Below are 24430 nucleotides of genomic sequence, written 5' to 3' on the forward strand. Positions count from 1 at the left end.
ACGCATGTCCGCCACCGCACCACTGCCCGCCACCGCGAACCGCGCCAAGGCCGCCCGATCGGCCCTGTGGAGCGTCGCCGAGAACGGCGGGCTCGCGCTCATCTCGTTCTCCTCGCTCATCATCTATTCGCGCTTCCTGTCGGTGTCGGACTTCGGGCTGTTCTCCATCGTGCTCGCGGTCATCGAGCTGATGACGGTGCTGGTGAGCATGCTGTTCCATGACGCGCTGGTGCAGCGCACCGACGTGGGCGAGGCCCATTACGACAGTGCCTTCACCGCCACCATGGCCCTGAGCGCGGTGCTGATGGCCGCCTGCTGGCTGGGTGCGCCCACCTTCGCCGCGCGCACCGGCAACCCGCAGGCCGCGATGGCGCTGGCCTGGACCTCGCTGTGCCTGCCGCTCACGGCGCTGAGCGCCACCATCGTCGCGAGGCAGCGGCGCAACCTGGACTTCCGCACCCTGGCCGTGCGCTCGCTGGTCGGGCGCACGCTGGGCGCCCTCACCGGCATCGCGCTGGTGGTGATGGGCTTCAGCTTCTGGGGGCTGGTGGCCCAGCAGGTGTTCGTGGTGCTGTTCGGCTCGGCCATCCTGTGGATCACCTGCCGCGAACGGCCGCGGCTGCGTTTCCAGTGGGTGGCCTTCCGCGAGCTCATCGGCTTCGGCGTGGTGGCCGTGTCGGTGCTGTTCGTCAACTTCTCCATCAAGCGGCTGTTCGTCATCCTGTGTGGCATGTCGCTGGGCACGCATGCGGCTGGCCTGATGAACCTGAGCTTCCGCGCGGTGGACACCTTCTGGTCGCTCGCCTCCACCGCCATCTCGCAGGTGGCGCTGCCCATCCTCTCGTCGCTGCGGGCCGATGACGAACGCTTCAAGCGAGCCTTCCGCACGGCGTCGTCCTTCGCGTGCGTGGTGCTGTATTTCTCGTTCGTGCTCATCGGCGCGACGTCGACCGAAGTGGTGGAGATCCTCTTCGGCCCGCGCTGGTCGGCCATCGCGCCCTACGTCACGCTGTTGTCGCTGCAGGTGCTGGTGCAGGCGCGGCGGCTCCTGATGACGCCCATGCTCACCGCGCTGGGCCGTCCGCGCGACCTGCTCATCACGCAGTCGGCGGAGCTGGTCTTCGTGCTGGGCGCCATCCTCGTCACCGGCGTGCCGACGATTGGCTGGGCGATCGGCATCTGGGTGACGCGCGAGCTGCTGGGGGCCGTGCTGCAGACCACCTTGTTCCGTCGCGCCAGCGGCATCGGCTGGATGGAGCAGATCCGCGCGTCCTGGCTGCCGCTGCTGTGCGCCGCAGCCATGCTGGGTGCGGTATGGGCCGCACGGCTGGCGATGCCGGGCTGGCCGGCGATCGCGCGCGTGGCCGTGCTGGCGCCGCTGGGCACGGCGGTGTATGTCGCCGGCCTCTTCCTCTTCGACCGCCGGTTGCTCACCGAACTGCTGGACTTCGCCAAGTCCGCCGTGGCCCGCCGGCGTGCGCCTTCCACCGCCTCGAACGGGTGATTCACGCCATGCGAAGCGACACGCCGCTCATCTCGGTCATCATTCCCAACTACAACTACGAGGCCTACGTGGCCGCGGCCATCGACAGCGCGCTGGCACTGGAATGGCCGGGCGTGGAGGTCATCGTCATCGACGACGGCTCCACCGACGGCTCGCGCCGCATCATCGAGTCGTACGGCAACCGCATCCAGGCGATCTACCAGGAAAACGCCGGCCAGCTCGTGGCCTGCAACAAGGGCTATGCGCTGTCGCGCGGACAGATCGTCATCTTCCTCGACTCCGATGACGTGCTGCGGCCCTCGCTGGCGCGCGAGATCGTGGCGGTGTGGTCGCCCACGGTCAGCAAGGTGCAGGTGCAGATGCAGGTGATCGATGCGCGCGGCGAACCGACCGGCGCGTTCTTTCCGCAGTACCACGTGGTGCCCACCGCCCGGCAGGTGAGCGACTGGGCGCGCACCACCACGGCCTATCCGACGCCGCCCGGCTCGGGCAATGCGTACTCGCGCTGGTTCCTCGACCGCATCTTCCCGCTGCACAACACCTGCGGGACGGCGAACGATTCCTACTGCCTCGCGGCAGCGCCGCTGCTGGGTGACGTCGTCACCATCGCCAAACCGCTGGTGGGCTACCGCGTGCATGGCAAGAACCAGGGCGCGATGGCCAAGCTGGACGTGCACCAGTTCGAGCGGCAGATGACGCGTGCGCGGCAACGGCTGGTGTATGCACAGGGCATCGCGCAACAGGACGGGCAGAACATCCCGGACGGTGCGATCGACCTCAGCCTCAACTACCTCGGCTACCGCATCGGCTCGCTGCGCCTGTCGCCTGCAACGCATCCCGTGCCTGATTCGCGTTGGCGCTGCCTGCGCGATGTGTGCCGCGCCTTCTTCGCGCCTCAGGGCCTCACGCTGAAGGCACGAGTCGCCATGCTGGTGTGGGCCTGGGGCGCGCTGCTCATGCCTTTGCCCGTGGCCTCGCGGCTCATCCTCTGGCGCTTCGCACCGGGGACGCGGCCTCAGGCATTGAAAGGGTGGCTGGTGCGGGCGCGGGTGGTGCGCGCCTGACGGGCAGACCCAGCAGCAGGCGCCGCGACAGGTCGTGGCGCGAGAGCAGCGGGACCAGCAGCGTGGGCAACGCGATCGCAATGGCGATTCGCAGGACCACGTCGTGCACGCCCAGCCGTTCGTTCAGCGTCTGCTGGATGGCCATGTGCGTGAACATGATGAACAACGACGCTTCGCCAAGGACGGCCAGGCCTTGCGCGAACACACCGCGTTGAAGGAAGGTTCGACACACGGCGACGAGACCCAGCACCACGCACAGTCCGAAGACGAGGGTCGCGAGCGGCGTGCCATAGCGCGTGTTCTTGAGATCCAGGTCGCCGATGAGGTGCTGGTCGACGAGCACCAGGCCCACCAGCGCCAGAGGAAGCGACCACCAGATCGCATGGGACGCCAGGTGCGGCCGCAGCCGATGCCCGAGGTAGAGCACCGGTGCGGCGAACAGCACCACGTTCGCCGCCCACGGCAGCCATGCGCGCGGCAGCCACATCGCGTTGGTGAAGGCGAGCGCGAGCATGGCCAGCATCCACGCCACCACCACGGCCGGTCGGCATCGCGTCACCAACGCATTCACCACCTGCTGCGACAGGAACAGGCAGGTCACGAACCAGAACACCGCGAGCCAGCCGTACAGGGTCTTGCCGCCGGCCACACGCGAGACGGCGAAGGCCATCCAGTCGCGCGGTGATGCGCTCGCCACCGCGGCCATCAGGTCCGGGCCCGACAGGAGCAGCAGGAACACCGCATACGGCACCAGCAGCCGCGCCGCCTTGTCACGCGCGAATCGGCGCCAATCCGTGTCCGGCTTGAACACCAGGCCCGCGAGGAAGAAGAACAGCGGCATGTGCCACAGGTAGAGGGTGCGCGCCGCGTCGCGGTCGATGACGTGCCCCGCCACCACCGCGATGATGCCCACGCCCTTCAAGGCATCCAGCCACAGCCAGCGGCCGCCGCTCAGCGTGCGTTCCATGAGGGCACCGTCTGTTCGAGCACGGCATCGGCGAGGATGTGGTCGTAGTGCGTCTCCAGCGCGCGGGTGCAATGGCCGATGTCGAACTGCCGGCGCACGAACTGCGCGGCTTCGCGGGCCATGAGGTCGACGCGCGCACCATCGCGCAGCAGCACTTCCAGCGACTGCGCGAGCCGCGGCACGTCGCCCTCGCCGAACGCGAAGCCGGTCACGCCGTCGACGATGGCCTCCTCGCTGCCTCCCTTGGCCGAGGTCACCACCGGCACGCCGGCGCACTGCGCTTCCAGCAGCACCATGCCCAGGCCCTCGGCATCGCCGTTGGCGGCGGTGACGCTGGGCAGGCACAGCGCTCGCGCCGAGACGAGCTGGCGGCGCACTTCGGCCTGCGGCTGTGCGCCGAGGAAACGTGCGTCGACATCCAGCCGCCTGGCCTGCGCAGCCAGGTCGTCGCGGCACGGCCCGTCGCCGATGAACACGAGGCGCACACCGGGCACGCGCTCGCGCAAGGCAGCCGCCGCCTCGACGAGGAAACGTCCGCCCTTCTTCTCCACCAGCCGCCCCACGAAGAGCACGTCCGGCCGCCGCTGCGACGGCGGCGGACCCTCCACCGGGAAGTTCTGGGTGGGAATGCCGATGTGCCGGATGCTCATGCGCTCGTCTCCCACGCCCTGCGCCAGCGCGGCGCGGCGGATGGCCTGGGACACGGCGATGAAATGCACCGACGGATCGGCCGCCATCTCGCGAAGCCGCTCGGGGTAGTCGCGCATGCGCGGGCCGCCATGCCCCGCATGCCACCAGTCGGCATGGGTGTTGATGTCGTAGCCGTGCAGCGTCACCACCACCGGCACGCCCAGGCGCCGCAGCGTCGGCCACGCCTGCACCGCATCGGTGGCGAAGTGCACGTGGACGAGATCGGGCCGCAGCGTGCGCAACGCGCGATGCTTGGCAGGCGAGTAGCCCATCACCTGCTCCAGCAGCCGGTCGGCGCGGCGCAGCGTGCGGCCGATGCGCGTGTCGCGCCACAGGGCCTGGTGGGTGATGCCGTCGAGCACGGGCCGCGGGTCGTACAAGGTCTCGCCGAACAGGGTCGCGTTCCAGCGGTGCATGGCCCGCACCTGGTCGCGGATGAAGGTTTCCGACAGGGGCAGGATGGGCGAGCGGTAGACCGCCACGCGGGGGGAGTTGTCGAGGCTCATGCGGATTGTCCTTGGGGCAGCGCGGCCGTGCCGGACGCAGGCGCCGTGCCGCGCGACTTGAGCCAGCGCGCGAAGCGTTGCTCCAGCAGCGCCCATGAGGCATAGGCCAGGGCCCACGACACGAGGGCCGACGCCGCGAGGAACACGAGCGTTGCCGGCCAACCCTCGGGCACCGTGCGCACCACGATCGGCTTGACCACTGCCATCGCCACCGGATGCATCAGGTAGAAGCTGTAGCTGATGCGCCCGAGGTGCTGCGCCGCGCGGCTGCGCAGCAGCGGCCATCCGGCATCGTCCGGTGCGCCAACGCAGGCAAACACATGCGTGCCGGCCAGCAGCGCAACCAGCACGGCGATTCCCTGTCCCGCAGCGACCACCGACCACAGCGGCGTGCCGAACTGCGCGGCGAAGATGCCCGTGCTGTACCAGCAGGCCAGCATCAGCGGCAGGCTGAAAGCGCCCAGCCACGTGGCGCGCTGCAAGGGCGCGAACACCGAAGGCGCCAGTGCCAGCGCGACACCCGGCAGGAAGAACAGCGAGCGCGGAATGGCGGCTATGAGCCACGCCGCTGCCACGATCCACAGCACCAGCACGATGCGCGACCTCGTCGCCGAGCGGGACCACAGCGCCAGCGCGGCACAGGCCAGATAGAACAGCCACTCATAGCTCAGCGACCACGACGCCGGATGCACCAGCGGCAGCGGCACCAGCGGCGGCAGCAAGGCCAGGTTGGCCAGCACCACCGGCAACCACCATGCGGGTTCGGAAGCGACGAAGCCGAGCTTGCCCACGACGACGCAGGCGATGCCCAGCACCAGCCCCAGCGGCAGCCACACCGGGAAGATGCGCAGCGCACGGTCGGCCAGGAAGCCGCCCACGCTCGCATGCCGGCGCAGGCTTTGCACGATGACGTAGCCGCTGATCATGAAGAACAGTTCCACGCCGTAGCCGAAGCTCATGAAGAGGTCCTGCAGCGCGAGCTGCCACAGCGACTCGGGGTCCGCGGCGGGTGGCAGCCCGGAGTGCGCCACGTGGTGCAGGAACACCAGCGACACGCACAGCCCGCGAAAGCCATTGACGTTGCGCGAGAACCCGGGCGACGACATGCGCGCTCCGTTCACGCGAGCGAAGGCCGGGGCAGGCGCACCCGGTGCAGGCTGTCGGTGAGCAGCCGCCGCACCGGGCGGTCGTACAGGCGGTCGAGGATCCATGCGAGCGCGACCACGCAGGTGGCATACGCCGGCATCCACGCAGCCGGCGGCAAGCCGACCTTCTTGGCCGCGAAACCGGCCATGAACATCAGCGGGTAGTGCACGGCATAGAGCGGGTACGACACGTCACCCAGCCAGGCCGCGACGCCCGAGGCCGCGCGCGGCGGGTTCAGGCCGGCGCCCCACCACACCAGCAGCGGCGCGGCGAGCATCACCACGATGAGGTCGAAGACGAGGCGGGACTGGCCCTTCACGTCCACCGCGAGCAGCGCGGCCAGCACCAGCATGGGCGCGAAGGACCACGCGCTTTGCACCACCGCGCGCCGATGCGACCGTGCGATGAGCATGCCCAGCGTGAACGAGAAGCCCACGCGCGCGACGCCCCAGTGCAGGTCCTGCCACTTGAAGCCGAAACCTGTGGAGTTGTGGGCCAGGGCTGCCCACAGCACGCCCACGCCACACAGCGCGCACACGGCGGCCAGGCCCTTGCGGCTGGCCTTCACCAGCAGCGCGGCGTAGACGAGGCTTGCCGCCACCTCGAACGAGAGCGACCACGACGGCGTGTTCAGCGGCGCGATGAAGCTGTCCACCGGCGAGGGCAGCAGCAGCGCCTCGAACACGATGTTCACGGCCAGTTCGGTCCCCGTCATGCGGTCGGGGTGGTGGATGAAGATCTGCCCGGCGGCCCGCACGATGCCGATCAGCAGGCCCAGGAAGATCAGCGGATACAGGCGGATCAGCCGCAGCGCCGCGTATTCGAGGAAGGGCATGCCGCCGGCCAGGCGTGCGTCATAGGTGCGCGCGAGCACGAAGCCGCTGAGCACGAAGAAGAAGTCCACCGCCAGGTAGCCACTGGCGAACACATGCGCGCCCGCGGCGTTCAGGTGGTACAGCATGACGAGGATGGCGGCGATGCCGCGCATCGCATCCAGCGTCAGCAGGCGCGAGGACGGCTGGCTCATCGCGCGCCGCGGCCGATGCCGACGTACTCGATGCCCAGCGATGCCATCAGCCCCGGGTCGTAGAGGTTGCGGCCATCGATGATCACCGGCTGGCGCAGCGTGGCCTTGATCTGCTCGAAGTCCGGGCTCTTGAACTGCCGCCACTCGGTGACGATGAGCAGCGCGTCACTGCCTTGCAGGGCCGCCGCCTGGTCGGCCACGAAGCGCAGGCCGGGCAGGTCACCGAAGGAACGCCTGGCTTCATGCATCGCCACCGGGTCGAAGGCGGCCACGTCCGCACCACGGCGGATCAGTTCTTCCACGATCACGCGGCTGGGCGCCTCGCGCATGTCGTCGGTGTCGGGCTTGAACGCCAGGCCCCACAGCGCGAACTGGCGGCCGGTGAGGTCTTCGCCGAAACGCCGCACCACCTTGTCGACCAGCACTTTCTTCTGGCGCTCGTTGGCCTCTTCCACCGCGGTCAGCACCTGCAGCGTGATGCCGTTGTCCTGCGCGGCACGCACCAGGGCCTTCACGTCCTTGGGAAAGCACGAGCCGCCGTAGCCCGCGCCGGCATACAGGAACTGCGTGCCGATGCGCGGGTCGCTGCCGATGCCTCGGCGCACCAGCTCGATGTCCGCGCCCACGCGCTCGGCCAGCAGCGCCAGCTCGTTCATGAAGCTGATGCGCGTGGCCAGCATGGCATTGGCGGCGTACTTGGTGAACTCGGCGCTGGCCAGGTCCATCACCAGCAGGCGATCGCGGTTGCGGGTGAACGGTGCGTACAGGGCGCGCATGAGCAGCACGGCACGCTCGTCGTCGGCGCCCACCACCACGCGGTCGGGGCGCATGAAGTCCTCCACCGCCGCGCCTTCCTTCAGGAACTCGGGGTTGGAGACGACGGCAAAGTCCACAGACTGGCCACGCGCGGCCAGTTCCTCGGCCACGGCCGCCTTGACCTTCGCGGCCGTGCCCACCGGCACGGTGCTCTTGTCGATGACCACCTTGTAGTCGGTCATGTGGCGGCCGATGCTGCGGGCCGCGGCGATCACGTACTGCAGGTCGGCCGAACCATCCTCGTCCGGTGGGGTGCCCACGCCGATGAACTGCAGCGTGCCGTGCTGCACGGCCGCGGGCACGTCGGTGGTGAAGTGCAGGCGGCCGGCCTCCACATTGCGCCGCACGACCTCCTGCAGGCCCGGTTCGTAGATGGGAATCTTGCCGTCCTGCAGCAGGCCGATCTTGCGCGCATCCACGTCCAGGCAGACCACGTCATTGCCCATGTCCGACAGGCAGGCGCCGGTGACCAGGCCGACGTAGCCGCTTCCGATGACGGTGACTTTCATGCAGGGGCGCCTTCCAGCGGAGCGGGTGAATCGGGATCGGAAGCAGTGGGCGAATCGAAGGAGTACGCCGCCAGCAGGCGGGAGCTGAAGCGCCCTTCGCCGAAGCGCTCGCGCGCCTCCTTGCGGGCCGCTTCGCCGATGCGCGTGCGCAGCGTGGGGCTGTCGACCAGCGTGGCGATGCAGCCGATCAGGTCGCGCTCGGATTCACACAGGAAGCCCGTCTCGCCGTCGCGGATGACCTCGCGGTGCTGGGGCGTGTCCATCGCCACGCACGGCAGACCCGCGGCCATCGCCTCCACGAGGAACACCGGGAAGCCGCGCGTTCCGCCGGGTGCGACGTAGATCCAGCCCGCCGCCAGGCGCTGTGCACGCTCGGCGTCGTTGGCCACGTCGAACACGCTCACCCCGGCCGCGTTCAGGCGCTGGCGAGAGACAGGGTCCACGCTGCCGATCCAGTTGAAGCCGATGCGCAGGGCGTCGTCCGTCAGCAGCACCGCCAGTTGCGCCAGCAGTTCGGCGTTGCGCGGGTTGTGCTCGCGCCCGCCGGTGACCACCAGGGGATGCCGCGCCTCGTTGCGCGCGACGGTGAGAAACACGTCGCTGGCCGGACTCTCGATCACGTCCACCGACTTCCATTTGTCGAAGGCGCGCCGCTCCTGCGGCACGTTGACGATGGCGGTGTTGCTGCCCGGCTGGAGCAGCGGCCTGAAGAGCCACAGCAGCGTGGCGCCGATCCACTTGAAACGCCCCATGGCGCGCGAGCCGTGCGGCGAATAGAAGATGGCCGCGCGGATGCCCGAGGTGCGCACCGCCCACGCGCCCACCAGGCAGGGCACGATGCCATGCAGGTGCACCGCGCGCGGCGGCGAATCGGCCAGGGTCTGGCGCAGCGCCTTGAGCACCTCGCGCCATTGGCGCATCGGGTTGCGCAGGCTGGGCGCGAGGACGAGCTCGGCCCGTTCGTGCAGGCTCACCAGGTGGTGCCGGTACTGCACGTCGTCGATCATCACCACTGACTGGTCCAGGCCCGAGCGCGCCAGCGCATGCGTGGCGGGGCCGAGGAAACTGTAGACCTCGTCGGTGACGCAACCGACCACGTGCACCACGCGGCCGGCATCGGAGTCTGACCAGCGCACTTCGCGCCGCAAAGGACCGGCGGGGGACATCAGCGTGCCCCTTCGCGCGCCACCACCACCTTCACGGTCTTGAAGAGAATGGCCACGTCCATCCACAGGGTCTTCTGTTCCACGTAGCGGCGGTCCAGCGCGACCCGCTCGTCGTAGGTGGTGTTGTTGCGTCCGCTCACCTGCCACAGGCCGGTGATGCCCGGGCGCACGCTCAGGTAGTGCCAGCGCACCTTGCCGTAGCGCGTGAGCTCGCCCACGGTGATCGGACGCGGCCCGACCAGGCTCATCTCGCCGCGCAGCACGTTGAGCAGCTGGGGCAGTTCATCGAGGCTGGTCTTGCGCAGGAAGTGGCCGATGGGGGTGATGCGCGGATCGTTGGTGAGCTTCTGGTCGCGCGCCCATTCCTCACGCGCAGCAGGGTCATCGCGGAGCAAATCCGCCAGCACCTGTTCGGAGTTCCTCAGCATCGTGCGGAACTTCATGCAACGAAAGAGCTTGCCCTCGTGGCCCACGCGGTAGTGGGCGAAGAGCATCGGCGCGCCGTCGCGCTGCCAGATGAAGAAAGTGATGATGAGCATCACCGGGCTCAGCAGCATCAGCAGCACGAAAGCCACCGCCTGGTTAAGGCGCAACACCAGCAAATCCCGGACAGGGTCTTGCTTCACCGATGCGGGCACCGTCATGCGTGCGCCCGCCACGAAACTAGCTGCATTCATGGCAACTCCCTTGTGAGTACGTCGCGTGTTGCAACGCAACATCCGGGCCAGATCCGTGAATAGTTCGCAGTTGGTTTCCGTTTGCCCCAAACCGATTCCACTTGAGATGTGCAGGTGCCTGATGCACATCCTTCGACACAGTTTGCGCAAGCGCGGTGCAAGACCCTGCCCCCTGAATGCATGCGTTGCCCATGCGCTGCGAGTGCGTGCCGCACCACAGTGATGAGAACGGTTCCAGCACGCACCGATGCATGCGAATTGCTTGGGTGCTGCTGGCGGAAATCACGCAGTTGTGGAGTGGCTTGACGATGTCGTCCATCGCACTTTTCGCGCTCGCGGGCACATCGCTTGCCCTGGCGCTGCATGCCTTTGTGACCTACCCCCTGTCGCTGTACTTGCTCAGGCGCTGGCAACGTGCCGCGCAGGTGCCGGTGAAGTGGCTTAGGCCAGTTCCGGCCACGCGCCATGCGCTGTGCCTGTACGCCACCGAGGCGACCGGGCTGCCGCGACCCATGCTGGACCAGCTGCGCACGCTGCGGCAGCGATACCCGCGCCTTCAGATGCTGCTGTGCGCGGACGGCGAGCTGCCTGCGCTGGCCGAGGCCGGCGAGGCGCTGGCGGCCTGCAGGGTCGAGGTCTGCGCCACGCCCATGGTGCGGGGCAAGTCGCATGCGATGAACCTGCTGGCGCGGCGCACGCCGGCCGACGTGCTGGTCTTCGCCAATGCCGGCGTCGCGCTCGATGCGCAGCTCATCGACAAGCTGGAGGCGCACTTCGCCGACCGCGAGATCGGCTGCGTGTGCGCCACGCTGGAGGCTGCGCCCGGCGATGGGGCGCTGCTGGGCTACCGCCGCATCGACGCCTGGATCCGCGCCCTCGAAAGCGACACCGGATCGACCGTCGGCGCCAACGGGTCCCTCTTCGCGGTGCGCGCGGCGCTCTACCACCCCGCACCGGACCATGCACTGCACGACATGTATGTGTCGCTGATGGTGCTGTGCGGCGGGCACCGCGTGGTCTGCGCCGGCGATCTGCGCGTGCAGCCGGTGCCGGCAGGCCGCGGCGCGACCTTCCGCCTGCGCCGCGACATGGCCTACAACGCGCTGTGCGTGCACCGGCTCATGTGGTCCATGCTGGCGCGGCTGGATGCGCTCACGCTCTACAAATATGTATCGCACAAGCTGCTGCGCTGGTTCTCGGGCTACCTGGTCGCGGTGGCCCTGGGCAGCGTGGTGATCGGCCAGGCCCTGTCCGGGCACTTCATGCCGGCGGCCGTGCTGGCCTCAGGCGTGGCGCTGGTGTGGGTGTTGGGCGAGCAGTTGCGCCTGCCGCCGTTCGCCCAGGCCTTCGATGCCCTGAGCGCCCTGGGCGGCACCGGGCTTGGGGCGGCGCATGCCCTGCTGCATCCGCGTTGACGGGCGGAGGAACCTTTATTTCTTCGCCGGCCCGCTGGCCGGCGCGGACGCTGCTGCCGGTGCCGCCTGTGCCGCCACCTGCCCCCAGGTCGCGGCGCACTGGGAGGCGAATTTCTTGTCCAGCTCCGGCGATTGCTTGCTCAGGCGCTTGTCGGCCTTCGCCCGCTCGGTCTGGTAGGCCGCCTTCTTGCGCAGCTCGGCCAGCCTGGCGCGCATCTTGTCGTCGTCCTTGATGCGGTAGACGCCGAGGTAGGCCTCGTCCGCGTGGCCACGCATGTGCTCGTACTTCTGTTCGCAGCGGGCATAGCCGGCATCGAAGCGCGCCAGCCCGGCGGCGTCCAGGGGCTTGGCGAAGGCAACGGTGGCGGCGGAAAGAAGAAGCAGTGCGGCAACGGCGGAACGTGCGGTCGAACTTGCGGTCATGGAGTCCTCGAAAGCTTGAGCAGCCGGGCCGCATTGTCCTTGAGGATCAGCGGTTTCACTTCGTCACGAAATCCGGCCTCTTCGAAGTCCTTCATCCAGCGCTCGGGCGTGATGAGCGGGAAGTCCGAGCCGAAGAGCACGCGGTCGCGCAGCAGGGTGTTGGCGTACTGCACGAGCTGGGGCGGGAAGTACTTGGGGCTCCAGCCCGACAAGTCGATGAAGACGTTGGGCTTGTGCATGGCCACCGACAAGGCCTCGTCCTGCCAGGGCCAGGACGGGTGGGCGATGACGATCTGCATGTCGGGGAAGGCGATCGCCACGTCGTCGAGGTGGATGGGGTTGGAATACTCCAGCCGCAACCCGCCGCCGCAGCGCATGCCCGAGCCGATGCCCGAATGCCCGCTGTGGAAGATGGCCGGCATGTTGTGTTCGGCGATCACCTCGTACAGCGGCCAGGCCATCTTGTCGTGCGGGTAGAAGCCCTGCACGGTCGGGTGGAACTTGAAGCCCTTCACGCCATGTTCCTCGATGAGCCGGCGGGCTTCGCGCGCGCCCATCTTGCCCTTGTGCGGGTCGATGCTGGCAAAGCACATCATCATGTCGCTGTTCTTCTGCGCGGCTTCGGCGATCTCCTCGTTCGGGATGCGGCGCCGGCCGAGGTTGGACTCCGAGTCCACGGTGAACATCACCAGGCCGATCTTCTTCTCGCGGTAGTAGGCCACCGTCTCCTCGATGGTGGGCCGCCGCGCGGAGCGGAAGTACTTGTCGGCCGCGCGGTCGTATTCCTCGCCGTAGTTGTCGAAGGGGTTCCAGCAGGACACTTCGGCGTGGGTGTGCACGTCGATGGCCACGAGTTGGTCGATGTTCATGGTCGGACGACTTCCTGACTAGTTCACGTGATGAAACGGCGACGCCCGGACCAAGGGGTTCTACTTAGTTGCGGTCGCCAGCGGCTGGGGACTATGATACTTCATCTACTAAACTAATTACACCACCCATGGACCCCCTGTTCAAGCCGGCATCCGGCATCCTGTCGCAGTTGCCGCTCTTGAAGATCACCACGGCCGGCGCGGTGGTGCAGGTGCGGCTGAACCGGCCCAGCAAGCGCAACGCCATCAGCGACGAGCTGATCCTCCAGCTGCAGACCGCCTTCATCAACCTGCCCACCGACATCCGTGCGGCGGTGCTCAGCGGCGAGGGCGACCACTTCTGCGCGGGACTTGACCTGGCCGAGCTCGTGGAGCGCGACGTGGCCGAGGGCGTGCTGCACTCGCGCATGTGGCATGCGGCCTTCGATGCCATCCAGTTCGGCCGAGTGCCGGTCATCGCGGTGCTGCATGGCGCGGTGGTGGGCGGCGGGCTGGAGCTGGCGGCGGCCTGCCACATCCGCGTGGCGGAGTCATCGGCCTACTTCGGGCTGCCCGAGGGCCAGCGCGGCCTGTTCGTGGGCGGCGGCGGCTCGGCGCGCATCCCGCGCCTGGTGGGCGTGGCCCGCATGAGCGACATGATGCTCACCGGCCGGGTCTACAGCGCCGACGAAGGCGAGCGTGTCGGCCTGGCGCAGTACCTGGTGGGGGACGGCGAAGGCCTCACGCGCGCCATCGAGCTCGCGCACCGCATCGCCAACAACGCGCCGCTGTCCAACTTCGCAGTGATGCATGCCTTGCCGCGCATCGCCGACCAGTCGCAGTCCGAAGGCCTGTTCACCGAGTCGCTGATGGCGGCGGTGGCCGAGAGCACGCCCGAGGCCAAGGAGCGCCTGCGTGCCTTCCTGGACAAGCGCGCGGGCAAGGTGACCAAATGAGCAAGGCCCGCTACCGCGAGGCGCGTGTGGGCGGCTGTGTCAGCGCGACGCTGGAGGAGCGCGCGGGCGGCGTGAAGGTGCTGCGGTCCTCCGAGGCGCTGGATGCCTTTCCCGAGCGGCTGAGCGACAGGCTGGCGCACTGGGCGCAGGTGGCCCCCGAACGCACGTTCGCCGCCAAGCGCGATGCGAGCGGTCAGTGGCAGCGCATCACCTATGCGCAGATGCTGGCTCGCGCGAAGTCGGTGGGGCAGTTCCTCGCGACGCGTCCGCTCAGCGCTGAACGGCCCATCGCCATCCTCTCGGACAACGACCTCGAACACCTCACGCTGGCACTGGGCGCGATGTGGGTGGGCGTGCCGTACACGCCGATCTCGCCGGCCTACTCGCTGATGTCGCAGGACTTCGGCAAGCTCCGGCACATCGCCGCCACGGTCACGCCGGGCCTCGTCTTCGCGAGCGGGCCGCAGTACGAGCGGGCCATCCGGGCCATGGCCACGCCGGACATGGACGTGGTGCTGGCCAACGGTACCTTGCAGGACCAGGACACCCTGCCCTTCAGCCGCCTGCTCGACACCGCCCACGGCCCGCAGGCCGAGGCAGCCCACGCCCAGGTCGGCCCCGACACCATTGTCAAGTTCCTCTTCACCTCGGGCTCCACCAAGCAGCCCAAGGGCGTGGTGAACACGCACCGCATGATGTGCGCCAACCTGCAGATGATCGCCCAGGCCTTCGCCTTCCTGCAGGACGAGCCGCCGGTGCTGGTGGACTGGCTGCCCTGGAACCACACCTTCGGCGGCAACCACAACGTGGGCATCACGCTGTACAACGGCGGCACGCTGTACATCGACGAAGGCAAGCCCACCGCCTCGGGCATCGGCCAGACGCTGCGCAACCTGCGCGAGATCGCACCCACCATCTACTTCAACGTGCCCAAGGGCTTCGAGGAGATCGCCTCGGCCATGGACCACGACGCCCAGCTGCGCGAGACGCTGTTCAGCAAGGTCCGCGCCTTCATGTTCTCCGGCGCCGGCCTGTCGCAGGCGGTGTGGGACAAGCTCGATGCCCACGCCGAACGCACGGTGGGCGAGCGCATCCGCATCCTCACCGGGCTGGGCATGACGGAGACGGCGCCGTCGTGCACCTTCGCGGTGGGCACCGACGTGCGATCGGGCCACATCGGCCTGCCCTGCCCCGGCGTCGAGGTGAAGCTCGTGCCGGCCGAGGGCAAGACCGAGATCCGCTTCAAGGGGCCGAACGTGATGCCGCACTACTGGCGTGCGCCCGAGCAGACAGCCGAGGCCTTCGACGAGGACGGCTTCTACAAGACGGGCGACGCGGTGAAGTTCATCGACCCCGCGCAACCCTTGCGCGGCCTGATGTTCGACGGCCGCATCGCCGAGGACTTCAAGCTGTCCACCGGCACCTTCGTGAGCGTGGGGCCGCTGCGCGCCAGGCTCATCCTCGACGGCTCGCCCTGCGTGCAGGACGTGGTGGTGGCCGGGCTCAACCGCGACGACGTGGGCATCCTCGTGTTCCCGCGCATCGACGAGTGCCGCAAGCTGGCCGGCCTCGCGGCCGACGTGCCGCCCGCCGTGGTGCTGAAGCATCCCAAGGTGGTCGACTTCTTCCAGTCGCTGGTGGACCACGCCTGGCATGCCGGCACCGGCAGCGCCAACCGCGTCGCCCGTGCCCTGCTGCTGGTCGAGCCGCCGTCCATCGACAAGGGCGAGATCACCGACAAGGGCTCCATCAACCAGCGCGCGGTGCTGACGCATCGCGCCGCGCTGGTCGATGCGCTCTATGACCAGGCCGACGGCGTGCTGCTGCCGCGGCGCGACTGACTCCATCACACAAGGACTCCGCATGAAGATCGAAGGACTGTCCGCGCTGGTCACCGGCGGCGGCTCGGGACTGGGTGCCGCGACCGCACGCGAGCTGGCGCGACAGGGCGCGAAGGTGGCCGTGCTGGACGTGAACGCACAGGGCGCACAACAGGTGGCCGAGGAGATCGGCGGCCTCGCCTGCCCCTGCGACATCACCAGCGCCGACAGCGTGCAGACCGCCATCGCCATGGCCGCCGAGCGCCACGGCCCGGCGCGCGTGCTGATGAACGTGGCCGGGATCGGCGGCGCGAAACGCATCATCGGCAAGGATGGGTCGCCCATGCCGCTGGAGGACTTCAAGCGCGTGATCGACGTGAACCTGGTGGGCACCTTCAACGTGCTGCGGCTGTTCGCGGCCGAGGTGGCGAGGCTCGATCCGCTGGCCGATGGCGAGCGCGGCGTGATCGTCAACACCGCTTCCGTGGCTGCCTACGACGGGCAGGTCGGCCAGGAGGCCTACGCCGCGTCCAAGGGCGGCCTGGTGTCGCTCACGCTGCCGCTGGCGCGCGACCTTGCGCAATGGGGCGTGCGTGTCGTCACGATCGCGCCGGGCCTGTTCCTCACGCCGCTCTTGCACAAGCTGCCCGAAGAAGTGCAGCAAAGCCTGGCGGCATCCATTCCCTTTCCCAAGCGCCTGGGCCAGCCCGAGGAGTTCGCGGCGCTGGCCGCGCACATCGTCGCCAATGGCCACCTCAACGGCGAGGTGATCCGCCTGGACGGCGCGCTTCGCATGGCACCGCGCTGACAGCGGCGGCCTTTCGTTCCATCATCCAACAGACAACACACGGAGACAGCGTCATGTTCAATCGCAGACAGTTCCTCGCCGCCGGCGGCGCCACCGCACTGGCGGGCACGTGGCCGACGCTGGCCTGGTCGCAGTCGCTGGAAACGGCCCGCGTGGTCGTGGGCTTCCCGGCGGGCGGCACCACCGATGCGGTGTCGCGCCGCCTGGCAGACAAGATGCGCAGCGGCTATGCGAAGGTCGCGCTGGTGGAGAACAAGGCCGGCGCCGGCGGCCGGCTCGCGGCCGAGATGGTGAAGTCCTCGCCCAACGACGGCTCCACGCTGCTGCTCACGCCGGCGTCCATCATCACGCTGTACCCGCACATCTTCACCAAGCTCACCTACAAGATCGAGGACTTCACGCCGGTGTCCACCGCCTGCATCGCCGTGTTCGGATTCGGCGTGGGCCCGATGGTGCCGGACTCGGTGAAGACCCTGCAGGACTACCTCGCCTGGGCCAAGGCCAATCCGGGCAAGGCCAGCTTCGGCTCGCCGGGCGCCGGCACGCCACCGCACTTCCTCGGCGCGCTGCTGGCCAAGGGCAGCGGCGTCGAATTGCAGCACGTGCCCTATCGCGGCTCGGCGCCCGGCATCCAGGACCTGATCGGCGGCCAGGTGGGTGGGTTCTCCGGCCCCATCGGCGACTTCCTGCCGCATCTGAAGACCGGCAAGCTGCGCATGCTGGCCACCTCCGGCCACCAGCGCACCCCCTTCGCACCCGACGTGCCGACCTATTCGGAGCAAGGCTTCAAGAACATCGAGTTCGTGGAGTGGTACGGCGTGTTCCTGCCGGGCAAGGCGTCGCCCGAGGTGGTGCAGCGGGCGGCGGCGGCGGTGAAGGCGGCGGTGACCTCGCCGGATGTGATCGAGGGCCTGGCCACGCTCGGGTTGGAGGCGTCGGCCAACACACCGGAACAGTTGAAGAAGGCGGTGGCAACGGAGAACGCCGCCTGGGGGCCGGTGGTGAAGACGGTGGGGTTCACGCCGGAGGCTTGATGTCTCCCTGAGATTTTGTCCAGAAAAATAGTCACCTCTATAGTTGAGATGTCTATAATTCTGGACAAATGAACACACCCACCAGTGCTGTCCTGGAGCGTCAGCTCCTCCTTCAGCTCGGCGACAGGCTCAAGCGCCTTCGCAAGGCGCAGGGACTGGGCACGGTCGAGATGGCCAAACGCGTGGGCATCTCGCGCACGACACTCAGCGCCATCGAAGCGGGCGACCCGGGCCCCTCCATCGGGACCTATCTGCAGGTCATGTCGGTCCTGGGCATCAGTGGCGAACTGGCGCTGCTGGCAGGCGACACCCTGCAGCCAGCACCAGCGGGATCGGCCGCGGCCCAATCCCGCCGCGCGAAGCCCATGGTGCAAGTCATCGTGTCGGCCGACGAGTCCCGCCATCAGGTCCAGGACCTGCAAAGCCTGGCCCTGCATGAAGAAGCGGTTCGCCTCGTCCGCAACGATCCGGCTTTGCTGCTGCAAGCAGAAGACACCCTGGAACGCTGGCTTCGATCCGGCAACTCACGCTCGACAAGCCTTTGGAAGGAGTGGCAAGGCATCTTGCAACACCGCACTTGGCGCAAGGTCCTGGGCCGGAGCCGACGAGCGCAGGAGCTGCGCCAGGCATCTCCGTTGACTGCGGTGCTTCCGGAAGGGGTTCGCCAAGACGTTCTGGCCCAGGTGAGCCAGCTCAAGAAGGGCGTCGTGCTTGGCGACGGTGCACCATGAATCGCAAGGAACTCGAGCACATCATCCGCGCAAGCGGTGACATCACGGACCAGTACGAGTTCGTGATCGTTGGCAGCCAGTCGATCCTGGGTCCCATCCCACATCCGAACGAAGTCTTCACGATGTCTGCCGAGGCGGACATCTATCCGCTGCAAGCACCGGAGCTGGCGGAAGAGATCGACGGCGCCATCGGCGAAGGTTCGCAGTTTCACCAGACCTATGGCTACTACGCCCAGGGCGTCGGACCCGAGACGGCCGTTCTGCCCGAGGGCTGGCTTCATCGCGTGCACCGCGTCCAGAACGCATCGACGAACCACCGCGTGGGCTATTGCATCGATGTCGCGGACCTCTTCATGTCCAAGGCCGCGGCAGGCCGCGACAAGGACCGCGAGTTCTGCCTGGCGCTTCTCAAGCATGCCTATGTCAAACCGGATCAGGTGCTGGACCTGGTGAATGCCATGCCGCTTGACGACGAAGAGCGACGCAGGCTGCGCGCAACCATCCGCCGATGGCTGAAGACGCTGCGCGACGCAGGTCAACTGGCTTGATCTACCCCTTGCGCGCCGGCCGCGTCAACGCGACCTTGTGCAGCAGCTCGATCAGGATCGTGCGTTCGCCTTCGCTGAGGTGAGCGAATGCCTCGCGCTCGCCGAGCAGCAGCTTCTCCGTGGCCTGCGTCACGAGCGTGGCACCCTTGTCCGTCAGCCGCAGGTGCTGCGCCCGCTTGTCGGTCTCGCTGCGCGTGCGCTGCACCAGGCCGCGGCCCTCGAGCTTGTCGATCCACATCGTGATGTTGGGCGCCGTGACCGACAGCGCCTGCGCCAGCTGGGCGGCGGAGCCGTCCGGGTTCTCGTTGATGAGCGAGAGGATGGTGTACTCCACCGGCCGGAGCTCGAAGGGGTCGCCCACCTCGCGCATGTAGACCAGCGTCGTGGCGATGGTGGCCTGCGCGAGCTGGTAGCCCATGACATGGTGCAGCCGGGCTTCGACCAGGCGGCCGGCGGGCGTGGCGTCGGGACGGGTGGGCTTCTTCTGCGGCATGTCGCGATTGTGAAGGCTGGTGCTACAGGCACAGGGCCTTGATGTCCTCGGGGATCGGAATGGCCTTGATGCGGTCCGGATCGGCCGGGTCCTTGATGACGAAGGCGCGCGTCTCCGTGCCCTCGCACAGGATGTCGTCGCCGCGGCGGATCACATGCCGGTGTCGGAAGGTCTTGGCCGCCCAGTGCTCGATGCTGGTGTGCACCTCGATGGTCTCGCCATAGGTGGCCGGCTTCATGAACTTCGTGTGGATTTCCAGGAGCGGCGTGCCCACGATGCCGCGCTGCTTCAGGAGCTCGCGCCAGGGCGGCACGCCGCAGGCCATGAAGAAGGCCAGCGAGGACTGGTCCATCCAGCGGGAGAAGTTGGGAAAGAAGACGATGCCGGCCGGGTCGCAGTCACCGAAGTGCACGGTGACGCGGTGGATGGTGGTCTTGGTCATGCGCGGATTGTCGCGCGCAACGCCCGCGCGGGCAGCTCAGCGTGCGCGCTTCGTGCGCTTCTTCTTCGGCGCCGCCGCAGCCTGCTGGATGCGCCCGAGATGGCTGGCCACCATCGACGACACGATCTGCGCCACGGCCTGCGCGTTCAGCGGCTCGTCGAACAGCAGCTCGACCGCGGCATAGACCATTTCCACCGCCACGCGGCCGGCCAGCCGCAGCTCGTCGATGTCCGCGCCGGGAAACACGGCGCCCAGCATCTCGGCCTGCGCGTGGGTGACCTGCTCGTGCGACTCCAGCCTCACCTTCTGCAGTGCCGGCACGGCACGCAGGGCGCGGGTGATCCACATGCCGCCCACGGTCTCCTGCGTCACGCGGTGCGTGTCCAGCAGCAGGCCCTGGATCGCGCCTTCCAGGTCTTCGACGGAACCGGTCAGCACCTCGGGCGTGATCCAGCGCGGGATCAGCTCGTTCTGCTTTTGCATCAGCCGCTGGCCGAGTTCATACAGCAGCGCGTACTTGTTCGGGAAGTAGCGGTACAGCGCCGGCGGCGTCAGCCCGGCGCGCTCGCACACGAGGTTGGTGGACAGCCGCTCGATGCCCACGTCGGCCAGCGTCTGCGCAGTCACTTCGAGGATGCGCTCGAAGGTCTCGGTGGCACGCTGCTGCGCCGGCTGCTTCTTGGTCTCAAGGGACGGCTGCGGCTTGCGGGGCGTGCGCGTGGTGCGGGTGGACGGCATCTGCAAAGGCATGAGGGCGACCGGGATTATCCCTAGGGGCTGGCCGATTGAAAAACGATAGTAATCACTATACGATAGTTATGACTACTTAATCAGGTTTTTCGTGCAGCCCGATCACCTCCACATCCGACGACGTGAATTCACTGCCCTGGCCGGTGCCGGCGTGGTGGGGGCGCTCTCGGGCTGTTCGAGCGAGGCACCGCCGCCCGCCGCGCTGGCGCCGGGCGAGTGGAGCAACTGGTCGGGGCTGGAGCGTTGCAAGCCCCAGCGCATCGTGTCGCCCACCAGCGAAGAGCAGCTGGCCGAGACGCTGCGCAGCGCCACCGGGCCGGTGCGCTTCGTGGGCGCCGGCCATTCGTTCACCGCCCTCGTGCCCACGCCGATGACGCTGGTGATGATGGATGGCCTGAGCGGCGTGGTGAGCCACGATGCCGCTGCGAAAACCGCCGTGGTGCGCGGCGGCACGCGCATCGCCATCGTGGCGCCGGAGCTGGACACGCGCGGCCTGGCCCTGCCCAACCAGCCGGACATCAGCGTGCAGTCGATGGCCGGCAGCTTCGCCACCGCCACCCACGGCACCGGCGCGACGCTGCCGGCGATGCATGCGCAGATCCGCTCGCTGCGGTTGGTCACGGCCAACGGGCGAGTGATGACCGCGAGCCGCGATCAATCGCCCGAGCTCTTCCATGCCGCCCGCGTGAGCCTGGGCGCGCTGGGTGCGCTCACCGAGGTCGAGCTGCAACTGCAGCCGCGCTTCTTCCTGCGCCGCCGCGTGTGGACGCAGACGACCGACGAGCTGCTCGCCAACGCTCCCGACCATGCGAAGAAGCACCGCCACTTCGAGCTCTTCGTGCTGCCGCACACCGGCTGGGGCGCAGGCATCACGCACGACGACGTGCCGGTGACCACGGCGCCCTTCCACGCCGCGTCCGACGACGAAGATGCACTCAACGACCTGCGCCGCCTGCGCGACCTGCTCGCGCGCTTCCCGTCGATGCGCCGCTGGGTGGCCGGCAAGGCCATGGGCGACCGCGAGGAGGTGTCGGTGGATGTGAGCTGGCGGCTGCTGAGCAACAGCCGCGCAGCGCGCTTCAACGAATCGGAATACCACGTGCCGGCCCAGAACGGCGTGGCGTGCCTGAAGGACGTCATCGCGGCCATCGAGTCGCGCCCCGACACCTACTACCCCATCGAGTTCCGCTTCATCGCCGCCGACGACGCGTGGCTCAGCCCCTTCCACGGGCGCGACTCCTGCTCCATCGCCGTGCATGCGGCGGCGGGCGAGGAGCACGCCTACCTCGTCAAGCAGCTGGGCCCCATCTTCCGCAAGCACGGTGGGCGCCCGCACTGGGGCAAGCTCAACGACATGTCCGCGGCCGAGCTGGCCGCGGCCTACCCGCACTGGCAGGACTTCCACGCCGTGCGCCGCGAACTCGACCCGCAGGGCAAGTTGCTGAACCCCTACCTGCGCAAGCTGTTCGGGGAGGCCGACCATGCCTAGCCGGCGGCGCCTGATCTGGTCGGGCATCGGCGTGGCCGCGCTCGGCGCGCTGGCCGTGTCGCGTCCGCGCGATGCAGGACAGCCGCACGACGGCTACTTTGCGTCGCTGCAGCAAGGCCTGCGCGCCGCGGGCATCGCGCAGCCGACCATCGTCGTCGACCGCGAGCGCATGAAGCGCAACCTCGCGCGCATCGGCGAGCGGGCGAGGCAGCAGGGCCTGCCCGTGCGGGTGGTGGTGAAGTCGCTGCCCTCGCTGGCGCTGGTGGATGCCGCGCTGGGCGCCTGGGGCAGCGACCGCACCATGCTCTTCAACGCAGCGCAACTCGTGCAGATCGCGAACGAGCGGTCGAACGCGAAGATCCTGCTCGGCAAGCCGTTGCCAGCCGCGGCGGCGCAGCAGGCGATGAGCCGCATGGCCTCCTCGCTGGACCGTGTCGAATGGCTCGTCGACACACCGCAGCGCCTGGCGCAATACCGCGACCTGGCACGCGCCGCGCGCACCAGGCTCAGGCTGAACATCGAGATCGACGTGGGCCTGCACCGCGGCGGCGTCGAGTCCACCGACATGCTCGCCCAGATGCTCGCCATCATCCGCGACGAGCCGCTGCTGGCCTGGTCGGGCTTCATGGGCTACGACGCGCACGTCACCGGCATCCCCGACATCGCGGGCTCCCGCGCCAAGGCGCAGGCCGATGCACGCGCGCGCTACGACACCATGTGGACGACAGCCCGCCAGGTGCTGCCCACGCAGGCACTGCGCGAGGCGCTCACGCTCAACACCGGCGGCTCGCCCACCTTCCACCTGCACGACAAGACCGGCTTGCCCAACGAAGTGGCCGTGGGCTCGGCCGCGCTCAAGCCCTCGGACTTCGACATCCCCTCGCTCGCCGAGCTGGAGCCGGCCGTCTTCATCGCCACGCCGGTGCTCAAGGACCTGGGCCGCTTCCGCCTGCCCGAAGGCGTGGGCCTGGTCTCCTCGCTCGCCCGGCTGTGGGACCCCAACGAAACCCAGGCCTACGCCATCCACGGCGGCCACTGGCATGCGGTGCCCGTGTCGCCTGCAGGCATCGCGCCCAGCGGCCTGTTCGGCAACTCGTCGAACCAGCAGGTCATGGTGGCCTCGGCCCACACCGGGCTCGTGCCCGACGACTTCGTGTTCTTCCGTCCGCAGCACAGCGAAGCCGTGCTGCTGCAGTTCGGCGACATCGCCCTGGTCGAGCAAGGCCGTGTGGTGGAGATGGCGCCGGTGTTCGCAGCTTCCGCATGAGGACCTCACGCATGAACCGATTCGCATTGCTTTGCCTTGCACTCTTTGCCGCGAACAGCCAGGCGGCCGGACCCGACGACGCCAAAGGCTTGTGGCTCACCGCCGAGAAGGATGCGGTCATCGAGTTCAAGCCCTGCGCCGACCGCGGCACCGCGCTGTGCGGCACCATCGTCTGGGACAAGGACGCCAACACGCCGCTGGACACCTGCGGCGTGCGCATCGCCCAGCTCGACAAATACGAGAACGAGGCCTGGCGCGACGGCTGGATCTACGACCCACGCGACAAGAAGAAATACAAGGGCGCGATCCGCGTGAAGGAGGGCGTGCTGAACATCCGCGCCTTCATCGGCGCCGAGATCCTCGGCCAGACCGAACAGCTCAGCCGCGTGCAGGCACTGCCTGCGTCGCCCCAGTGCAAATCCTGAACCCACGACCGAGGAGGCCTCCCATGCACCCGCACCATCTCGCCGCCGCTGCGCTCGTCGCCTGCGCCACCGTGGCCCATGCCGCCGACCCAGGCATCGCCAGCTACACCGTCGACGCCTCGGCCACCCTGATGACCGACGTGCGCACCCGCGGCATCTCCGACTCGCTGAACAAGCCCGGCCTGCGCCTGAGCATGCTGGCCGCGCACGAGAGCGGGCTGGTGGCGCTGGCCGAACTGGCCACGGTCAGCAAGAAGCAGTTCCTCGAAGGCGACAGCCTGGGCGTGACCCTGGCCGGCGGCTACCGCTTTGGCGACCCCGAGCGCTGGCACTTCGGCGTGGGCCTGGCCACCGAGTTCTTCCCCGGCGCGAAGTTCGACGCACCGCACGGCTTCGACTTCGGCACCTTCACGCCCACCGACGTCCAGACCTCGAAGTACGACAGCAGCTTCGCGGTGCTGGAGATCGGCTATGGCGCGATCGAAGGACGCGTGCTCAACGTCATCTCCAAGAGCTACCGCGGCGCGGACACCGGCGGCGTGTGCGGCACCATGCTCGCGCTGATGGCCGACCCCACGCAAGGCCTGGCGTGCTACGCACGGGGCGACCACGGCTCGCGCGGCAGCTGGCTGTTCGACATCGACTTCAAGCAGCCGATCACGCCGTCGACCACGCTGAACCTGCATGCGGGCTACCAGAAGGTGGCGAATTTCTCCGAAGCCAACTTCAGCGACTGGCGCATCGGCATCACGCACAAGCACTGGGGCTTCGAGTGGAATGTGGATGCCGTGGGGACCAACACCCGCGTGCGCGAGCTGTACCTGGCGCAGGACGGCACCGACCTGCGCGCCACCGACAACGCCAAGCTGGTGCTGTCGGTCGCGAAGCACTTCTGATCCATCGTCTGCG

At 68.4% G+C, this 24430-nt stretch carries 25 protein-coding genes; 13 read left to right on the top strand and 12 right to left on the bottom strand.

Annotated elements, in window-relative coordinates:
• The first annotated feature begins 4 nt into the window (after positions 1-4).
• Together DZC73_RS06020 and DZC73_RS06025 are read left to right on the top strand one after the other, a co-directional pair.
• The gene (locus tag DZC73_RS06020) at positions 5-1504 is read left to right on the top strand and encodes an oligosaccharide flippase family protein (RefSeq protein ID WP_124539246.1); all 1500 of its coding nucleotides are present in this window, start codon (positions 5-7) and stop codon (positions 1502-1504) included.
• An 8-nt stretch (positions 1505-1512) separates the two neighbouring features.
• Positions 1513-2568: a glycosyltransferase family 2 protein gene (locus DZC73_RS06025; RefSeq protein WP_161974472.1), complete on the top strand. Its 1056-nt coding sequence runs from the start codon at positions 1513-1515 to the stop codon at positions 2566-2568.
• Here the strand turns inward: DZC73_RS06025 and DZC73_RS06030 are convergent.
• From DZC73_RS06030 to DZC73_RS06060, 7 genes are read right to left on the bottom strand one after another with little or no spacing between them, the layout of a single operon-like run.
• Positions 2486-3535, bottom strand: a complete 1050-nt coding sequence (locus DZC73_RS06030; protein ID WP_124539248.1) for an acyltransferase family protein — start codon at positions 3533-3535, stop codon at positions 2486-2488. The genes DZC73_RS06025 and DZC73_RS06030 overlap by 83 nt on opposite strands.
• Complete coding sequence (locus DZC73_RS06035; RefSeq protein ID WP_124539249.1) at positions 3520-4731, bottom strand: glycosyltransferase; 1212 nt, start codon at positions 4729-4731, stop codon at positions 3520-3522. Before DZC73_RS06035 ends, DZC73_RS06030 begins: the two co-directional genes overlap by 16 nt.
• Entirely contained in the window at positions 4728-5837 is a 1110-nt protein-coding gene (locus DZC73_RS06040) for an acyltransferase family protein (RefSeq protein ID WP_161974473.1), read from the bottom strand. Before DZC73_RS06040 ends, DZC73_RS06035 begins: the two co-directional genes overlap by 4 nt.
• A gap of 11 nt (positions 5838-5848) precedes the next feature.
• Complete coding sequence (locus tag DZC73_RS06045) at positions 5849-6904, bottom strand: acyltransferase family protein (protein WP_124539251.1); 1056 nt, start codon at positions 6902-6904, stop codon at positions 5849-5851.
• A complete protein-coding gene (locus DZC73_RS06050; protein WP_124539252.1) occupies positions 6901-8229 on the bottom strand; it encodes a UDP-glucose dehydrogenase family protein in 1329 nt (442 codons plus the stop codon). Before DZC73_RS06050 ends, DZC73_RS06045 begins: the two co-directional genes overlap by 4 nt.
• The gene (locus tag DZC73_RS06055) at positions 8226-9395 is read right to left on the bottom strand and encodes a glycosyltransferase (RefSeq protein ID WP_124539253.1); all 1170 of its coding nucleotides are present in this window, start codon (positions 9393-9395) and stop codon (positions 8226-8228) included. Before DZC73_RS06055 ends, DZC73_RS06050 begins: the two co-directional genes overlap by 4 nt.
• The gene (locus DZC73_RS06060) at positions 9395-10072 is read right to left on the bottom strand and encodes a sugar transferase (protein ID WP_198414785.1); all 678 of its coding nucleotides are present in this window, start codon (positions 10070-10072) and stop codon (positions 9395-9397) included. The genes DZC73_RS06055 and DZC73_RS06060 overlap by 1 nt, the downstream gene beginning before the upstream one ends.
• Before the next feature lie 251 nt (positions 10073-10323).
• Here DZC73_RS06060 and DZC73_RS06065 point away from each other — a divergent pair, with 251 nt between their 5' ends.
• Positions 10324-11487: a glycosyltransferase family protein gene (locus DZC73_RS06065; protein WP_124539255.1), complete on the top strand. Its 1164-nt coding sequence runs from the start codon at positions 10324-10326 to the stop codon at positions 11485-11487.
• A gap of 15 nt (positions 11488-11502) precedes the next feature.
• Here DZC73_RS06065 and DZC73_RS06070 read toward each other — a convergent pair whose 3' ends face one another.
• Positions 11503-11910, bottom strand: a complete 408-nt coding sequence (locus DZC73_RS06070) for a hypothetical protein (RefSeq protein WP_124539256.1) — start codon at positions 11908-11910, stop codon at positions 11503-11505.
• Positions 11907-12779 carry an amidohydrolase family protein gene (locus tag DZC73_RS06075; protein ID WP_124539257.1) on the bottom strand — a complete coding sequence of 291 codons (873 nt, stop codon included), beginning with the start codon at positions 12777-12779 and terminating at the stop codon, positions 11907-11909. The genes DZC73_RS06070 and DZC73_RS06075 overlap by 4 nt, the downstream gene beginning before the upstream one ends.
• Before the next feature lie 128 nt (positions 12780-12907).
• Between DZC73_RS06075 and DZC73_RS06080 the strand changes: the two genes are divergently transcribed.
• From DZC73_RS06080 to DZC73_RS06105, 6 genes are all read left to right on the top strand, one after another.
• Positions 12908-13714, top strand: a complete 807-nt coding sequence (locus DZC73_RS06080) for a crotonase/enoyl-CoA hydratase family protein (RefSeq protein ID WP_124539258.1) — start codon at positions 12908-12910, stop codon at positions 13712-13714.
• The gene (locus tag DZC73_RS06085) at positions 13711-15555 is read left to right on the top strand and encodes a feruloyl-CoA synthase (RefSeq protein ID WP_124539259.1); all 1845 of its coding nucleotides are present in this window, start codon (positions 13711-13713) and stop codon (positions 15553-15555) included. Before DZC73_RS06080 ends, DZC73_RS06085 begins: the two co-directional genes overlap by 4 nt.
• Positions 15556-15577: 22 nt before the next feature.
• The gene (locus tag DZC73_RS06090) at positions 15578-16342 is read left to right on the top strand and encodes an SDR family NAD(P)-dependent oxidoreductase (RefSeq protein WP_124539260.1); all 765 of its coding nucleotides are present in this window, start codon (positions 15578-15580) and stop codon (positions 16340-16342) included.
• Positions 16343-16395: 53 nt separating this feature from the next.
• Positions 16396-17376: a Bug family tripartite tricarboxylate transporter substrate binding protein gene (locus DZC73_RS06095; protein ID WP_124539261.1), complete on the top strand. Its 981-nt coding sequence runs from the start codon at positions 16396-16398 to the stop codon at positions 17374-17376.
• A gap of 68 nt (positions 17377-17444) precedes the next feature.
• Positions 17445-18107, top strand: a complete 663-nt coding sequence (locus DZC73_RS06100; RefSeq protein WP_124539262.1) for a helix-turn-helix transcriptional regulator — start codon at positions 17445-17447, stop codon at positions 18105-18107.
• Entirely contained in the window at positions 18104-18655 is a 552-nt protein-coding gene (locus DZC73_RS06105; protein ID WP_124539263.1) for a DUF6036 family nucleotidyltransferase, read from the top strand. The genes DZC73_RS06100 and DZC73_RS06105 overlap by 4 nt, the downstream gene beginning before the upstream one ends.
• Position 18656: 1 nt before the next feature.
• Here the strand turns inward: DZC73_RS06105 and DZC73_RS06110 are convergent, their stop codons facing one another.
• The 3 genes from DZC73_RS06110 to DZC73_RS06120 are packed head-to-tail and all read right to left on the bottom strand — an operon-like array spanning position 18657 to position 20340.
• Complete coding sequence (locus tag DZC73_RS06110) at positions 18657-19148, bottom strand: MarR family winged helix-turn-helix transcriptional regulator (protein ID WP_124539264.1); 492 nt, start codon at positions 19146-19148, stop codon at positions 18657-18659.
• Between the two features lie 22 nt (positions 19149-19170).
• Entirely contained in the window at positions 19171-19590 is a 420-nt protein-coding gene (locus DZC73_RS06115) for an acyl-CoA thioesterase (protein WP_124539265.1), read from the bottom strand.
• A 36-nt stretch (positions 19591-19626) separates the two neighbouring features.
• Positions 19627-20340, bottom strand: coding sequence for a TetR/AcrR family transcriptional regulator (locus DZC73_RS06120; RefSeq protein ID WP_235835002.1), 714 nt, complete (start codon positions 20338-20340; stop codon positions 19627-19629).
• A gap of 91 nt (positions 20341-20431) precedes the next feature.
• On the opposite strand from DZC73_RS06120, the gene DZC73_RS06125 reads away from it, so the two are divergent.
• Genes DZC73_RS06125 through DZC73_RS06140 form a run of 4 tightly spaced genes read left to right on the top strand, consistent with a single transcriptional unit; the run spans position 20432 to position 24417 of the window.
• Complete coding sequence (locus DZC73_RS06125; protein WP_235835003.1) at positions 20432-21829, top strand: D-arabinono-1,4-lactone oxidase; 1398 nt, start codon at positions 20432-20434, stop codon at positions 21827-21829.
• On the top strand, positions 21822-23096 hold the full coding sequence (locus DZC73_RS06130) for an alanine racemase (protein WP_124539266.1): 1275 nt from the start codon (positions 21822-21824) through the stop codon (positions 23094-23096). Before DZC73_RS06125 ends, DZC73_RS06130 begins: the two co-directional genes overlap by 8 nt.
• A gap of 11 nt (positions 23097-23107) precedes the next feature.
• Entirely contained in the window at positions 23108-23521 is a 414-nt protein-coding gene (locus DZC73_RS06135; RefSeq protein WP_235835004.1) for a DUF2147 domain-containing protein, read from the top strand.
• Between the two features lie 23 nt (positions 23522-23544).
• Complete coding sequence (locus tag DZC73_RS06140; protein WP_124539268.1) at positions 23545-24417, top strand: TorF family putative porin; 873 nt, start codon at positions 23545-23547, stop codon at positions 24415-24417.
• Positions 24418-24430 lie beyond the last annotated feature (13 nt).

The organism is Rhizobacter terrae (assembly GCF_003852895.1).
Lineage (GTDB): Bacteria > Pseudomonadota > Gammaproteobacteria > Burkholderiales > Burkholderiaceae_C > Albitalea > Albitalea terrae.